The organism is Petroclostridium sp. X23 (assembly GCF_030013905.1).
GTDB lineage: Bacteria > Bacillota > Clostridia > SK-Y3 > SK-Y3 > X23.
In genome coordinates, this window is record NZ_CP124862.1 from 1,757,404 (window position 1) to 1,773,670 (window position 16,267).

The 16,267-nt window shown below is 36.0% G+C and carries 12 protein-coding genes; all 12 read right to left on the reverse strand.

Going from position 1 to position 16,267, the window contains the following annotated elements:
- Nucleotides 1-22: 22 nt before the first annotated feature.
- A complete protein-coding gene (locus QKW49_RS08590; RefSeq protein WP_282868097.1) occupies nucleotides 23-1,516 on the reverse strand; it encodes an altronate dehydratase family protein in 1,494 nt (497 codons plus the stop codon).
- Between the two features lie 47 nt (nucleotides 1,517-1,563).
- The gene (locus tag QKW49_RS08595; protein ID WP_282867139.1) at nucleotides 1,564-2,337 is read right to left on the reverse strand and encodes an IclR family transcriptional regulator; all 774 of its coding nucleotides are present in this window, start codon (nucleotides 2,335-2,337) and stop codon (nucleotides 1,564-1,566) included.
- Nucleotides 2,338-2,527: 190 nt separating this feature from the next.
- A complete protein-coding gene (locus QKW49_RS08600) occupies nucleotides 2,528-3,526 on the reverse strand; it encodes an ABC transporter permease (protein WP_282867140.1) in 999 nt (332 codons plus the stop codon).
- Between the two features lie 37 nt (nucleotides 3,527-3,563).
- On the reverse strand, nucleotides 3,564-5,042 hold the full coding sequence (locus QKW49_RS08605) for a sugar ABC transporter ATP-binding protein (RefSeq protein ID WP_282867141.1): 1,479 nt from the start codon (nucleotides 5,040-5,042) through the stop codon (nucleotides 3,564-3,566).
- Nucleotides 5,043-5,066: 24 nt separating this feature from the next.
- Nucleotides 5,067-6,107 carry a substrate-binding domain-containing protein gene (locus tag QKW49_RS08610; protein WP_282867142.1) on the reverse strand — a complete coding sequence of 347 codons (1,041 nt, stop codon included), beginning with the start codon at nucleotides 6,105-6,107 and terminating at the stop codon, nucleotides 5,067-5,069.
- A 105-nt stretch (nucleotides 6,108-6,212) separates the two neighbouring features.
- Nucleotides 6,213-8,015 (reverse strand): histidine kinase, encoded by a 1,803-nt coding sequence (locus tag QKW49_RS08615; RefSeq protein ID WP_282867143.1) that lies wholly within the window; start codon nucleotides 8,013-8,015, stop codon nucleotides 6,213-6,215.
- A 27-nt stretch (nucleotides 8,016-8,042) separates the two neighbouring features.
- Nucleotides 8,043-9,671 carry a response regulator gene (locus QKW49_RS08620; protein ID WP_282867144.1) on the reverse strand — a complete coding sequence of 543 codons (1,629 nt, stop codon included), beginning with the start codon at nucleotides 9,669-9,671 and terminating at the stop codon, nucleotides 8,043-8,045.
- 430 nt (nucleotides 9,672-10,101) lie between these two features.
- Nucleotides 10,102-11,169, reverse strand: a complete 1,068-nt coding sequence (locus tag QKW49_RS08625) for an aldose 1-epimerase (protein WP_282867145.1) — start codon at nucleotides 11,167-11,169, stop codon at nucleotides 10,102-10,104.
- A 224-nt stretch (nucleotides 11,170-11,393) separates the two neighbouring features.
- Nucleotides 11,394-12,452 carry a substrate-binding domain-containing protein gene (locus QKW49_RS08630; protein ID WP_282867146.1) on the reverse strand — a complete coding sequence of 353 codons (1,059 nt, stop codon included), beginning with the start codon at nucleotides 12,450-12,452 and terminating at the stop codon, nucleotides 11,394-11,396.
- Between the two features lie 147 nt (nucleotides 12,453-12,599).
- Nucleotides 12,600-14,132, reverse strand: a complete 1,533-nt coding sequence (locus tag QKW49_RS08635; protein WP_282867147.1) for a sugar ABC transporter ATP-binding protein — start codon at nucleotides 14,130-14,132, stop codon at nucleotides 12,600-12,602.
- A 23-nt stretch (nucleotides 14,133-14,155) separates the two neighbouring features.
- On the reverse strand, nucleotides 14,156-15,130 hold the full coding sequence (locus tag QKW49_RS08640) for an ABC transporter permease (RefSeq protein WP_282867148.1): 975 nt from the start codon (nucleotides 15,128-15,130) through the stop codon (nucleotides 14,156-14,158).
- A gap of 82 nt (nucleotides 15,131-15,212) precedes the next feature.
- Complete coding sequence (locus QKW49_RS08645) at nucleotides 15,213-16,244, reverse strand: lactonase family protein (protein WP_282867149.1); 1,032 nt, start codon at nucleotides 16,242-16,244, stop codon at nucleotides 15,213-15,215.
- Nucleotides 16,245-16,267: the final 23 nt, after the last annotated feature.

The window sequence follows — 16,267 nt, forward strand, 5'->3', positions numbered from 1 at the left end:
TAAAATACTCCTTTTCTATCATTTATAGTATTACTCCATCTTTAAAGATAGAGATATCTCTATTGCCATTCAATTCATTTTTCGTATAAATCTCTCCTGATGCTACTTTGAGAACAAAATCAAAAAGTTCCTGCGACAGTTCATTCATATTTCTTCCTTCCAGCAGCTGACCGGCATTAAAATCGATCCAATCATTTTTTCTTTTATACAATTCAGTGTTACTCGATATTTTGACAGTTGGAACGGGTGCGCCAAGAGGATTCCCTCTTCCGGTAGTAAAGAGAATGATATGGGCCCCGGCAGCCGTTAAAGCGGTCTGCACAACCAGATCATTTCCGGGAGCATTCAGCAGGTTCAACCCTCCTTTGACCACTTTATCTCCATAATCTAAAACATCTACAACATTACCGGCTCCGCCTTTTTGTACACATCCCAAAGATTTTTCTTCAAGGGTTGATATTCCGCCTTCCTTATTCCCCGGCGAAGGATTCTCATATATTTCCTGACCATGCCTTATAAAATACTCCTTAAAATCATTGATCAGCTTTACACTTTTATCAAATATTTGCTTATCTACACAACGATTCATCAAGATGGTTTCCGCACCAAACATTTCCGGTACTTCCGATAAGATCGCGCTGCATCCGCATGCAGTCAACTTATCGCTTACAAAACCCGCAAGAGGATTTGCAGTGATGCCGGAAAAACCGTCGGAAGCTCCGCATTTTAATCCGATCTTCAACTTAGAAATTGGCAAACTCATTCTCTTAAAAGTTCCCGCATATTCAACCAATTTCCCTATCAGTTCTAAGCCGGTTTCATATTCATCTTCTACATCCTGTGTAATTAAGAACTTTACCCTATCCTCATTATAGTCTCCAAGTACTTTTTTAAATTCTTTGACATTATTATTCTCGCACCCAAGACTTAACACCAATACTCCGGCAGCATTCGGATGGTTCACCAAATCCGCTAAAATCCTTTGGGTAGTAAGATGGTCATCACCGAGCTGCGAACATCCATATGGATGTGTAAAAGCAAAAACACCATCGGTAAGCCCCTCATATTTCTGCGCGGCCATCCGTTCCAAACGCTCGGATGTTTTATTTACACAGCCGGTTGTATTGATAATCCATATCTCATTTCTTATTCCGACATCTCCATTTTCTCTGACATAGCCATTAAATTTATACTGAACAGCGTTGTTGTCGCATACAGCGTTTAATTTAGCGTTATACGCGTAGTCCAGAAACCCTTTAAGATTGGTTTTCAGATTATGCGTATGTACTTTCTCCCCAATACTTATTTCTGCGGAAGCATGACCGATTGTAAAACCGTACTTTATGATGAGACTTCCTTCATGGATGTTTTGTAGAGCAACTTTATGCCCCATGCCGATATCTTCTTTAAGCTTTATTTGAACATCTTCTAAAGTTATAAGTTGATCCTTTTTTAAATCTTTAACCGCTACCGCGACATTATCTTTCTCATCAATCTTTACTATATCTTCACTTATAATCACTATTTATCCCCCTTATACAAAAGTTTTAATACCACAAACTATTAAAACAATCTTTCACCGGTAAAACCAAGCCTTTTTGAAATACTTAGTGCAGTTTCAGTAATCAGTCTTTCGAATTTATGCAGTCTTTCATCGTTGATTTTTGAATACAGACTAGCAATACTAATAGCGGCAATCGGTTGGGAAAACTGATTATATATGGGCGCCGCTACGCAAAACACTTCAATTTCTCCTTCCCTATTGTCGATAGCATACCCTCGTTGTCTAGTACGTTCCAAGTCCAAAGCTAGATCCTCATAATTTGTAATCGTATAGGGTGTCCTTTTAGTCATGTCACTCTTTCGAAAGATTTCTTTGACTTTTTCCTCCGGATAGGCTGCCAATAGTGCTTTACCTACTCCACTGCAATGCATAGGACTTCTGGTTCCCAGATTAGCGGTGGTTCTAACTGCACTCGTTCCTTCTGCTTTGTCTAGATAAATCAGTTGTCCTTTATCTTCTACAACCAAGAAAACCGTATCACCGGTCTCATTCATCAATTTTTCCAACAAAGGACGTGCTTCCCGGTGAAGGTCTGTTTTTGTTAAATAGCGTATCCCTGTTTGGAAAATCCTTATGCCCAATCTAAAAGTCTTTAACCGCTCATCTGCAATTTCAAGGTACCCTTTTTCGACCAAGGTATATAAAATCTCAAAGGTGCTGGTTTTGGGAATATTTAACATTTTACTAATCTCAGATATCGTTAATGGTTGTTCTGCCCTGGAAACCAAATCCAGTATATCTACCGTTCTGGATGCCGATTTATTTATTTTCATAATTTCTTTTTCGATCTCCCTATTAACATATTTACATCTATATCCAAACATCACTTGTGGATTCAATTCGCAACTGTTCGCATATACAAACAACGTTCGATAATTTCTGTGCTAATTATATAGAATTTGAATAAAATTGTCAACATCGTTTCTATATTTATTACATATGTCATAGAATTCTTTCCTTTTGTCATTGGAAAAGATTATTATCTGCTTTTCTCTTATTTGCCAAAGCTATAGTATAAATTGTTACAATTCCAATTATTATTTGCTGCCAGCAGCTGGCAATGTTCAGAAGCGAAAGACTGTTTCTTAAAGCACCAATAAATGTTGTACCGATCATTGTACCCATAACAGATACCAGTCCGCTAGAAATACCGATGCTGCCGACAGCTGCAGCTGCGACAGTTCCAAGTTCAAACCCTGATTCTGCCGCCGGAGAGGCAAAACCTATTCTTGAAGCATCCAGCATACCTGCTATTCCAGCAATGCTTCCCGACAGTACATAAACCAGCATTTTAACATTATCTGTATTAATGCCTGATATTTTTACAGTCCATTCATTGCCTCCTATGGCAAATATCCATTTTCCTATTATCGTTGAATGCATTAATACTGAAATAATTATTATAAAAAATAAAAGTACTGCTAATGAAAAGGGGAAAATACCTATATATCCTTGACTCAAAGACCTGAATTCTATAGGAAGGTATAAAATTGGAAAATTCATAGTAATTGCGTTTGTACAGCCCCTGATGATACCTAACATACCTATCGTTGTAATAAACGGAGAGAGCTTCAGCCGAGATATAATAATACCATTTATCAAGCCAAAAAATACAGATGCAATGAGTCCTAACGCAACTGCAATCGGCACGGGTAATCCCAATAATTGGATAGCAACAGCACAAACTACGCCAGCAAAAGTGTAAATGGAATTTACGGATAGGTCAATTCCTCCCGAAACAAGTACTATACTTTGGCCAAGAGCTGCTATTCCCAGAAAAGAGATCAAATTCAGAAGTGATAATAAGTTGTTATCTGATAAAAAACCATCAATTAGAGTAGATAAAGAAATTATGACCGCAGTCATAATAATAAAAGCTATAATAATAGGGTATTTTAATAAACTCTTCCATAAATTTAATACGATATATTTAAGAGATTGTATTCTTTTTATTGTAATCACACACATTATACCTCCATCATCTTATTTTTTCAAATAATCAAATGTTTTCCGCTATTAAGTTTATATTTTCAGCATTTCTACCGCTTATTTCACTGCCTATAACCCCATCATTCATAACGATGATTCTGTTGCACAAATATGACACTTCATAAAAGTCATGAGAAGAAAATAACACAACAATTCCTTTTTTGGCAAATTCCTTTATTAAATGATATATTTCATACTTTGTTTCGGATTTCATTCCTTTCGTTATTTCATAAAAAATTAATATTTTGGGTTTTGTTATCAAATACTTTGAAATTATGACTTTCAGTTTGTCAACGGTGCTAAGTTCCGATACATTTTCTTCCGTACTGCTTGCCTTTATAAGCAGCTGCTTCATATAATCTTCAGTAATTATACCTTGAGCTTTTTTATCTAAAAATAGTCCTTTACTCACCTTTTTAAGTACGGGTAACGTAATATTATCTTTGATGTTCATCTGCTTAATCAATCCATTCATGATGTCCTCCCCCGTAATTAAACATATCCCACTTTTAATTGCATCCCTTGGGGTTCGTATATTTTTTATAATATTATCAATGAAAATCATTCCGCGCGTCTTCTTTTCAAGTCCAAAAATGGCCATTGCAAGCTCAGCATATCCAGATCCCCAAAGTCCTGTAATTCCTACAATCTCTCCTCTTTCTGCACAAAAAGATATATTTTTCAGTGACTTTAAAGTCGATAATCCCTCAACTTTTAAAAATTCGTTACAACTGTTTTTTTTAACTTCAGTAAATTCCTTACTTGTTTTTTTGAATAAATCTTCCGGAATCGGTTCCTTTAAGAGCTTCCCAATCCAATACTTAAATGTAATACGCCCACCATCTAATATGGTTATCTTGTCTACAAACTCTGAGATTTGATCAATTCTGCGTGTTAGATATAATATTGAGGTCCCTTTAGCAGTTAATTCCCGTAAAATATTTTTGAATATTCTCACATCCTTTTCCGGCGCTGATGATATCGGTTCATCCATAACAATAAGCTTACTGTTGCCGCATGCTGCTTTTATTATTTCTACAATGCGCTTTTGCGATATTGTCAGCTCCATTACCGGAGTTCTGGGATCGATATAAAATCCTATTTTTTTAATAAACTCACAGGCATAATTATAAGATTGTTTCTTATCAATAAATAAAAAATACTTTTTTATCTCTCTCCCAATAAATATGTTTTCAAATACATTTAAGTTGGGAACTAAATTGATTTCCTGGTATATGAAGCCAACACCCAATTTTTTCGTTTCCTTATATGATTCAATGCAGATATCTTTACCCTCAAAATATATTCTGCCGGAATCTTTTTGACAAACACCGGACAATATCTTTGCCAGCACCGATTTACCTGCTCCTGATTCCCCTAATATTACATGAAATTCACCCTTATACACGTCAATGCTCACATTATTGAGAACTTGCAGATCATTGAACCTCTTACAAATATTCTCTATCCTTAATATCTCGTATTTCATCTCAATCTCCACCTGCAATGATATCTATTTGAATTTTTCAACATTATTCTTATCTACCACTATAACACCCGTATCAACACGCTGAGGAAGAGGATTGATATCTGTCATATCCTTTGCTATCTTAACTCTATTATGATTATAATCATAAAGGAACTTGGTCGCATAATACGACATTGTAAAAGTCTTTTGTACCATTGTAGCTTCAATAATGCCACTCTCTACTAATTTTAATGTAACTGCATCCCTATCCATAGATACTATTTTTACGTTTCCGGTTTTTCCTGCTTCTCTTAAAGCCGATGCTGCTCCAACTCCGCTTATGGAATTTCCTCCGAAGATCCCCTTTAAAGAAGGACTTGCTTGAATCATTTGTAATGTTACAGAAGCCGCCTTGGAAATATCACCCTCATCGCTTTTCAAAGCCACAATCTTTATATCCCGGCAATTTTGCGTAATGTAATCTTTAAATCCTTTTACTCTTTCATCTATGCTGTAGACTCCTGGGATACTCAATATTCCTACTTCACCTTCTTCCCCAATAGCTTTTGACAGTATTTCTGCTGCTGTCCAACCTGCCTTGTAGTTATCCGTTCCAAAATAACAAAGCCTTTTGCTTTTCGGTGCATCAGTATCAATGCATACAACCGGAATGCCCGCATCTATTGCTTTATTTATACTTATAGCCATTCCTTCCGGATCAATCGGTGATACCAATATGCCCGAAGGCTTCTTTTCAATCACACGTTCGAATATATTAATCTGGTTTGCCGCATCATTTCCTCTCTCTCCAGTAAATACTACATTTATTCCAAGTTCTTTTGCAGCTACTTCAAGTCCTCTTTTATGTTCCTGCCAGTATGGGACATTTATATGCATTCCTACAGCATAATAAACTTCTTCATTGTTTAATTGATTTTCTTTATCTTCAGCAGTTGCTGATTTATTATTTTCTGTATTGGAATCAAACTCGCTGACTTCATTTCTGTATTCCTTTATACCTCCCCCGCAACCGGATAAAAACACTACTATAACGCAAACTAAAATCAATCTTAAATAACGTTTCATTTTCCCCTCCACGTATATCATTTATCTAGCTTATATTATTACCGCCCTATAAATTAAGCTGTTTTAAGCAATTTGCAATACCAATTCAAAATCCTCCAACATCCGTTAAACCAGCGGGAGATTCACTTCAACAATAGTTCCCATACCTTCAGAACTGAATACCTTAATTCCATATTCATTTCCAAAATTAAGCCTTATTCTTTCATTTACATTTAGCAATCCAATACTGTAATTTTTACTTATCACTGACTTTTCATATGTACACTCAATATATTGATTAATATCATCAAGCTTTTCCTTCTCAATTCCAATCCCATCATCCTGTATCAGAATCACCAGCCTGTTTTGAGTTCTATACGAACACAGAATGATTGTCCCTTCACCTTCCTTGGTCTCCAATCCATGTTGGAACGCATTTTCTATAAGCGGTTGGATCAGCAGCTTAGGAACTCTATGATTTAAAGTGTCCTCATCAATTTTGTATATTACAGAAAACTTATTACTAAAACGGTATTGTTGTATTGTCATGTAATTACTAATATTCCTCAACTCCTCTTCCAACCGTACCATACTGTTTTTATCTCTTATACTGTATCTAAAAAGTTCCGCCAAAGCCTTAGTCATTTGTTCAATGTCTTCTGCACCTTTCGATAAAGCCTGTCCCCTGATAGTTTCCAGTGTGTTGTATAAAAAATGTGGATTAATCTGATTTTGGAGAGCATTAAGTTCTGCTTGTTTTAGTAACATTTTCGTAGAATATTCACTCTTCATCATTTTGTCCATCCTTTCAGCTACAGATTTTAAATCTAAAATAACTGAATGAAGGATCTTTCCATTTTCCACACCATCAACCTCAAAGTCTGCATTACCTAAAGTCATATTATGCAGAAAGCGTTCAATCAAAAAAACCGGGCCATATACCTTTTTTACAAAAACTATAGTATTTATTACTATCATTAACAGACATAAAAAAACTGTTAGTGCTATCAAATACATAGCTGAGAAATCAAATCTATTCATATATCGTGCAGAAACTAGAAATAATACATTACACCCATAAAGAACTGATCTGTCATAAAAAACACATTTCTTTAATCCGTTTATTTCCAATTCACTTACCGTTCCTGAAGATTGATCAAAACTTTTGAGGATTTCTTTTTGCGTAAACGGCGCATCGTTCCCATTTGTAGAGAAAAGCACGTCGCCCGCATTATTTACTAGAATAAGATTTCCTTCTGCAGGCAAATTTAGATCTTCAATATAGTTTTTAATAAGCCCTAGGTTTTTTTCAACTAATATTCCATATTTTATAAACAGTTCTTTATTGTCAAACACTCTTATGAACTGAATATATTCTCCCTTATTGTCATATTCCTTTCTTTTAAGTATATAATCCGGGCTATTGCTATTAGTATCTATATCCTGATAATTCTGAGATGAACCTGCCCCAAAGTAATACGGGCTGTAAAAATTAGAGTACGGAAAAATCTCTCCTTTCTTAGTAAACAACGTAGCTCCCGATATTTCTTTATTTATTCGAAAAAGTGTGTCAACGATGTTATTTCTGCTTTCTGTTGGCAAATGATTATCCCGGCCAGCCTTTTGAAGCTCCCATTGATATTGAAGCTCAGGATAAGCAGCTGAAATAAATTCATCTATATTATTTAACTCATCCCTTATTTTTAAAGATACAAGTCTCAGTTGACTCTTAATAGACTTTATTTCTACATCTTTTCTAAATTCTCTTGTATTGCGAAATGTAAAAAAACAATGTATAAATAAGATCAGAACTCCAATAATTAAAAATTGAGCAGCAACCAAAGCAATATTTGTATTTATTTTAGATCTCCTCAACTCACTTATAATCTTTTTTTTTGTATAGAAAAGATTATTTGAATTATCTTTCAATTAACCAACTCCATCCGCTTTTTGAGATTATAAATACATCTTTCTGTACCTTGTCGGGCTTATACCAACAACTCTTTTGAATAGTTTACAAAAATAATCAGCATCCATATACCCGGAAAGCTCAGCGACCTCGTTTACCCTGTATCTGACATCCTTTAACAATTCCTTTGCAATTTCCATTCTGAAATTAGTTAAATAATTTATAAAGTTTATGCCTGTTTCCTTTTTAAACAGATTACTTAAGTAACTTGAATTAAGAAATACAATATCAGCGACTTCATTCAGTGTAATATTATTCCGGTAGTTTTCACTTATATATGCTTTAACAGCCTCGATCACTTTACTATTTTGATTCTGTCTTATCACATCGTATGCTTCCAATGATTTTTCGAACAAGTCGCTAAGATATGATACTATATGATTGATAGACATGCATTCCTCAATATCTTCAAAAGCCTTATTTTTTGTTACCATTTCATCTTCAATTTCACTATACTTTTGAATGAGTATTCTGAAGACCATATCAGCTATGTTATGTGCCAACCGTATAACATATAAAAAGCTTACTGTTCTATCACTCTTCAAGCCGCTAAATAGCTCTTCAATGAAGCATTTTACACCTTCCAGATCAAATGATTCAATCAAATTAACCAGTTTAATTTCCTTATTTACGGGCAGCAATTCTTTCATTTCCTTATTATTAGAATTCTGCTCAATAAATTCGATAATTTTACCGGCACCTGAAATTATCCTGGATTTTACTGCATTTATCGACTCATTAAAAGATAGATTTAATTTATCGATATCCGTCTGGGGATTTCCTATACCAACCGTCATTTCAAGACCATAACAGTTAATGACGCTTGTCCTGGCTTCATCAAAAATATATGATATTCTGCTGTAAATAAGCATTTTTTTATCTAGCTCATAATTAATAATACACACTATCTTAAAATTATTTATCGGAATAATACTTAAATCAAAACAAATTTCTTCCAATCTGATCAACACATTTTTTAAAATAATTTCGAATATACGTTTCTCCAAATACTGAATGTTCAGGGATTGCTCGTACAAGTTATCAAACTTAAACATTATTACCTGAAAAACACCCTGGTGGAAATTTGTTTCAAATTTCTGATTAATATTATCCAATTTTAATTCTTCGGATTGAAACTTAGCATTCTTCAAGATATCTAAAAGAAACATCTCTTTTAACTTGCTAACACTCAATAATAACTTATCCTTTAATTCTTTCTCCTCATTTAACTTTTCTCTGCGTTTCAGTATATTTTTGTATATTTTTGTCATTAATTCATCAATATAGTTTTTTTCAATAGGTTTCAAAATATAGTCTAGTGCACCAAACCTGATTGCTTTCCTTGCGTATTCGAAATCATTATACCCGCTTATTATAACAAATTCTGTGTCAAGTCCTAGTGCTCGGGTACTTTCTATCAAAGAAATTCCATCTATTCCTGGTATTCGTATATCTGTAATCACTAAGTCCGGTTTGTGTAATTTAATTAAATCTAATGCTTCCCTGCCATCTCGAGCTTCTGCTATCAAGTTGTATCCGAGTCCTTTCCAATCCGTTATCCCCTTCAGAAGTTCACAGACCCACTTTTCATCATCAACAAACACTAAATTCAGCATACAACTACCCCTCTTATTGCATTATATTTAACTAGTTATGCTAGTTTTTTATACCAACACTTATACATCATGATTAAGAGTCCCTCCAAGAACCTGTTATGATTATTCCAAAGCTTTCTTGTAGATAATTATTCTATTAAAGCAACAAAAATCCTTCTAATTTTTAATTTTTTTGTTCATATCATATATTTAGGTGAATTCAACTCAGCATCCTCATTCAGCAAACTTTGCTTACATTGAAATATATGTTTGTGTGTTTTATTCTTGCACATACCCTTTTTGCGCATATAAATCAAAATTGAGATATCCGTTCTATTAAAAGTCGGATATCTCTAATTTTGCAGGATTGATAACATCAATTACATTTCCATCCCCGGAATTCACTTTTTCTCCTCCACTAAACATTTGCATGGCATTTAAATCCCGCTTTTTATTTTACAGTTCCCTCTATCCCAAGATGATTTACTTTTTCCAATCCATTATAAATAATTACACTGTACTTTGTATTTTTACTCTCTTTACCTTTAAAAGTATCGATTGTTCCATTTTCTACAGCCTTATCAAAAGAGTTTGGAATACTGGTCCAGAACTCCAGTCCAATGTTATAAGTTCTGCCATACCACGGAAAACCACTTAAGCCATTCGCAACCTGCCAGTACCATACATATGGGAAGAGTGAAGCATCCCAGACAAATCCAATCCCTAATTTTAGTTTTGTATTTGTAACTGCAAACCAACCTTCTTCCAACCCTTTCAGAAAAAATAAATCTGCTGTGGGTTTTTCACCGGAAGGTACCAAACTCAGATCAATCGTTTCGTTGTCTTTGCCTTTGGCCTTTGGCCATCTTCCCGAATACCCTGACTCAAATAAACTTGTTTCAACATTAAAGTCTTTACACACGCTGAATTCCTTTGCAGGTATATCAATCCTGCAATTGCCATCCAAAAAAGGTTTTCCGAACACAGGATGATGCCCCCACATATATTGAATTTCTTCGTCAGAATCATTTATTATTGTCTCTTCAAATTCAATAACAGGAGATTTGCTGTGCATTGTTATTTTTTTATTTACTTTAAAAGGAAATCTATATGTTTCACAAGATAATGATACAGTTATTTTATTTTCATTATCTTCCTCAATTGAATACTGCCAGGGCATCAGTGCAATTTCCCCATGAAGTCCGATTTCAGCTCCCTTATAATTATATGGTCCGCCTCCTGGAAAGCACTCATGCCATCCGCCTTCATAATAATCAGGGTGAGACCCTAAAAACTGTGAACTTGTTGGTATAAACTTAGATACATCTCGTATTCCGCCTGGAGCTTTCCACATAAAGTCAATATCCATTGGCTTATAATACATTTCATAAATATCTGATCCTTTGTCCGGAAGCATATTGATTTTTATTATTTCATTTTCCATCGAAAGTACCCGGTTATTCTTATGGGTGAATTCAAGGATACGGCATCCATAATTTCTATTTGATGAATAATCCATATTATTTACCTCCAAATCCCTTTCTAACACGTGTAACACGGGGACGGTTCTCCTGTCACCCAAAACCGTTGTGCCATGAAAACCGTCCCCATGTCACATTTTTTCTTCTAAGCCTGCCTGTAATGTATTTAGTGCTATTTATATGGTAAAATTGTTTTGGGCAGATATGTGAAGCACTATCTGCCCATTTCTTTTTTATTGTTATACAGCTAAAGCAATAAACCTTATTTCCACTGGCTTCTATCCTTCAACTCGTTAATGTATGTATCTACATTCTCTTTTGTAATAACGATCGTACCGGTATCAATTGAATCCGGAGAAGGCTTCTTTCCTGTCTTGTTATAATCTACAATCCATTGCGCGGCCTGATAACCGCATCGGTAGAAGTTTTGAGAAAGTGTCGCATACACTTCACCGGAACGAATATAATCAAGTGTTTCTTCCATATCGTCAATCCCGATAATCGTTATCTTACCTACAAGATTCTTTTCTTTGAGCACCTTCGCTGCGGAAACAGCGGACTCTCCGCTAGAACATACCATCGCGTTGCATTCGGGATGTGCTATCAACGAGTTTTCCCATGCCTGCATTCCGGTTGCCTGATCACTATTTGATGCATTTGTATCAAGCCATTCAAAACCTGCGGGATTCTTTGCAAGGCCGTCCTTATAGCCTTTAAAATTTGCAATGTTCTGTGCAGCATCCATTGCAAACATCTGTCCGATAACCATCGGTTTAACAGAACCAAGTTTTTCGCTCAATACTTTAGCGCCTGTTTCGCCGAAGTTCTGAGGATCGGTTCCCATGAATCCAAGCTTCGGTGCATCGGGCACATCACCTATAACGCATACGACAGGAATACCTGCCTCATCAGCTTGCTTCAAAACCGGAACCATTGCATCAGGAGCTGCACCGTAGGTTATAATACCGTCAGCTTTTGAAGCAATAGCGATTTCTATCTGCTTGACCACTTCATTAACATCATTTGTGCTTGGTCCTACCCACTGACCTTTAAAGCCTAAATCTTTCTGGGCATCTTCGAAACCCTGTTTTGCTACAAGCCATACAGGATGGGCAATCAGCGGCGGTACATAAACAATATTGAGTTCCTTTTCTGCAGCCGGCTTCGATGATTCAGCAGCACTTGAAGAGGGCGCTTCCTGGGACGAAGGTGCGGGTGACTCTTTAGAAGACGGAGCTCCCGTAGACCCACAGGCCATTAGCATCATACTAGTTATCACTGCCATTACAACAAGTAAAACCATTTTTTTTGTCTTTTTCATTTTCTTTCTCCTTTCAAAATTAGAATAATCTCGGGTTCTTATTGCATTTTCTATATTCTTTCATCTACCATCCCCTTTCCAACTCTTATTTGAAGTCATCATTCAGGTAACACTTAATAAAATACTCTATAAGAGTTTTTTATTTTTTTATGAACCATCAGGGCTATCGTCAAATCCCGAGCATGCAAGCATCACTCTATGTTCCGTTGCTTCGTCCTTATTCAACTCCATTTTGACCTGCCCTTTAGATAGAACTATAAATCTATCACACATTTCCAAAAGTTCAGGCAATTCTGAGGAAATTACAACAATCGCCATTCCTTGTGCCGCAAGGTCGCCAATTATTTTATAAATTTCATTTTTTGCCCCGATATCAATACCTCTTGTGGGTTCATCTAGAAATAATATTTTTAGCTTTGCCATCAATAGTTTCGATAAAATTGTTTTTTGCTGATTCCCGCCGCTTAACGATGATATAAGATTATTTAAATTATTTGTTTTAATACTTAATGCATCTTGATATTCATCTGAAATCTCTGTTTCCGATTTCTGTTTTATAATCGTAAATTTTGAGATCTTTTTTAAAATCGAGATGGTCATATTATGTTTTATGGACATAGTCAGTATCGCACCGTCTTTTTTTCTGTCTTCGGGTAAAAGACCGATACCGTTTTTCAATGCATCTGAGGGCTCTTTAATTACACATTCCTTGCCATCAATATAGACTTTTCCCGTTTTTTTGGGTATAGCCCCGAATATGGCTTTTAGCAGCTCCGTTCTTCCGGAACCAACCAGGCCCGCCAATCCAAGCACTTCTCCCCTTCTTACATTAAAACTTGCGCCTTCTACAATATTTTTATTTACCGCATACGGATGCTCCACTGTAAAATCTTTGACGCTTAAAATCTCTTCATGCAATGATTTTTCTATTTTGGGGAACAAGACATCTATTTTGCGGCCGATCATATCTTCTACAATTCTATTTGAATTAAATTCTTCTTTAGAATATGAAGATACATTTTGAGCATCTCTTAGAATCATGATACGGTCTGCTATCTCCGTCACTTCATCAAGTTTATGCGAAATATAGATACTAGAAATTCCCTGTGATTTTAAGTTCCTGATTGTATTCAACAAATGTACGGCCTCGGATTCAGTGAGGCAGGATGTGGGCTCATCCAAGACCAGCACTTTTGGTTTCCTTACCAATGCCCTTGCTATACATATCAATTGCTGGATACTCGCACCGTAGTTTCTTACCGGGCATGTTACATCTATATGAATACTCAGGCTTTCAAGCATTGCTTTTGAATCCTTGATGATTTTTTCATAATTGATGGTCCCCAGTCGTGTTTTTGGGAAAATACCCATAAATATATTCTCAGCTGCATTTAAATCGGGTTGGAGATTGATCTCCTGGTATATCATTACAATACCGGTATTTTCTGCGTCACGGGACTGGGAAAATCTCTGTTCCTTTCCACTTAAAATGATTTTTCCCGAGCACGTATCATCAAAGGGGTAATTGCCGGTTAAGATTTTCATTAATGTTGATTTACCTGCACCATTGCCGCCAAGAACTGATAAAATCTCGTTTTCTTTTAAATAAAGATTCACGTTGTCAAGTGCTGTTACTCCGGCAAACCGTTTGGATATTCCTTGCATTTCCAATAAGTACATTTATCCCAAGCCTCCTTAATTTTTTAACTAGCTTTGGACTTTGATCTTTTATAACCGTCTACTGCTACTGCAAAAACAAGTATTAAACCGATCACAAGCGTTTGCCAATATAGTGATATTTTTAAAATAGTCATTGCATTGGAAAGCATATTCGTAAACAACACACCGATAACGGTGCCAAAAATTGTACCTATGCCCCCAAATGTGCTCGTGCCACCGATAACTACAGCAGCAATGACCGTCATTTCAAAGCCGGTTCCCGCTCCTGCTTGGGCAGATGCCAAGCGTGACGCCATAAAAATACCCGTAAGAGCTGAAAACAAAGCTGATATTGTATAAATTAAATACTTTATTTTTTCAACTTTTATACCGGAAAGCCTAGCCGCCTCCACATTTCCCCCGACGGCATAAATAGCCCTGCCGGTAGTCGTTTTGGTCAGCATAAAATATGCAATACCGGCAAGTACAAAAGCAATCCAGCAAATATTTGGTAAATACAAAAACGTTCCTTGTTCGATCGCTTGGAATTCAGAAGGTAATGGATATACAGGTACGCCTTCTGTCAAAACATATATAATTCCTCTTGCGATATATAACGTTCCTAACGTCATAATCATAGGTGCAATATTAAATTTAACAATAAAATATCCATTAACAAAACCTATAATCATGCCTGCTATTAGGCCCAAAGCGACAGACACAAAAGATCCCAGTCCAGCCTGCAATGCAAATCCGGTCACGACACCGCCAAGGCCGACTACGGAACCTACGGACAAATCTATCCCTCCGGCAATCATGACAAAAGTCATACCCAGGGCAGTTATTAAAACGAAACTACATGACCGTAATATATTAACGATATTATCTCCGGAAAGAAAAACAGGGTTACTGATTTGAGTAATTAAAGTAAGAAGCAATATTAGAATAATGATTGCACTTTCTTTAAGCGAAAAAAAGTTCTTAATTAAACCTGGTTTTGTAACGATTTTAGTATTCAATTTTCAATTCATCCTTTCAGGTAGATTATTATAGAGCGCCTTTTGATTAAAGTTGGCATATATACTTTCTATATTGAAAAACTTAGGTATTTTTTTCAATTATACACACCGGATGTCCAACCTTTTCTTCCATCGACAGTTTTTTAAATCGTTTATTAATGCGATCAAAATGCAGCACTGTCAGTAATGATGAATCCTGATTAGCAACTATAAAATAGTCCCCAAATGGCGTGAAATCTCTAGGTGTTTTTCCTCCTGTTTTGCATACGTCAAGAACTTGAAGGAAACCACTATCTGAAACAGCAAACGATGTCAAACTGTCGTGGCCTCTGTTGGATACAAACAAGTATCTTCCATCATCTGAGAATTTTATAGCTCCTACCCGGTTTTCCAGTGGAACACCGTCAGGAAGTGAATTTATTTCCTGTTTAAGAACATATGTATCATCTTCCAAGTGAAAAACAAACACTTGTGCACTTAGCTCTGCCACAACATATAGCCAATCACTTTTTATAGGGTGAAAGCACAAATGCCGTGGTCCATTACCATCCGGGACATGAAGATTACGGGTTGTCTCCTCCAATTTTTTTTGTTCTTGGTTGAGCTGATAGCAAAAAATGGTATCCAATCCCAAATCACATACATACAGATCCCCCTTCATATATTTTGTAAAATGGACATGAGGTCCTTCCTGACGATCCGGATTAACACCTTTCCCACGATGTTCCTTAAGGCAGCACAAGTCTAACATCATTCCGTTAGTATCAAGTTCAAACATTGCCAGACTGCCACTTGTATAGTTTGCAGCAAACAAAAAGTGCTCCTTATCATCCATAGACAAATGACATGGGTCAGCACCATAGGAGGATACAGTACACTCCTTATGAAAACCATCATGGTCCACATAATATGCTGAAACTTTGCCGTCGGATACCAATTCTTCAACTGCATACAAAATGCCATTGCTATTCTCTAATAGATAAGACGGATTAGGTGTTCCCATGTGAGAGGAGATTTTAGAGAATTTTAGATTATCAAAATCCGCTTTATATAGAATAATATTCTCTTCATCCGGCTCAGAATATGTACCAACATAAAACATATGCTCTTTCATGACAGGTGATCTCCTTTCATTAA

Bases quoted from the DNA above. Each gene is read 5' to 3' on its own strand.
- QKW49_RS08610 (WP_282867142.1), bottom strand. From the start codon at position 6,107: ATGAAACGTTATTTAAGATTGATTTTAGTTTGCGTTATAGTAGTGTTT.
- QKW49_RS08630 (WP_282867146.1), bottom strand. From the start codon at position 12,452: ATGAAAAAGACAAAAAAAATGGTTTTACTTGTTGTAATGGCAGTGATA.
- QKW49_RS08620 (WP_282867144.1), bottom strand. From the start codon at position 9,671: ATGCTGAATTTAGTGTTTGTTGATGATGAAAAGTGGGTCTGTGAACTT.
- QKW49_RS08625 (WP_282867145.1), bottom strand. From the start codon at position 11,169: ATGGATTATTCATCAAATAGAAATTATGGATGCCGTATCCTTGAATTC.
- QKW49_RS08645 (WP_282867149.1), bottom strand. From the start codon at position 16,244: ATGAAAGAGCATATGTTTTATGTTGGTACATATTCTGAGCCGGATGAA.
- QKW49_RS08635 (WP_282867147.1), bottom strand. From the start codon at position 14,132: ATGTACTTATTGGAAATGCAAGGAATATCCAAACGGTTTGCCGGAGTA.
- QKW49_RS08595 (WP_282867139.1), bottom strand. From the start codon at position 2,337: ATGAAAATAAATAAATCGGCATCCAGAACGGTAGATATACTGGATTTG.
- QKW49_RS08605 (WP_282867141.1), bottom strand. From the start codon at position 5,042: ATGAAATACGAGATATTAAGGATAGAGAATATTTGTAAGAGGTTCAAT.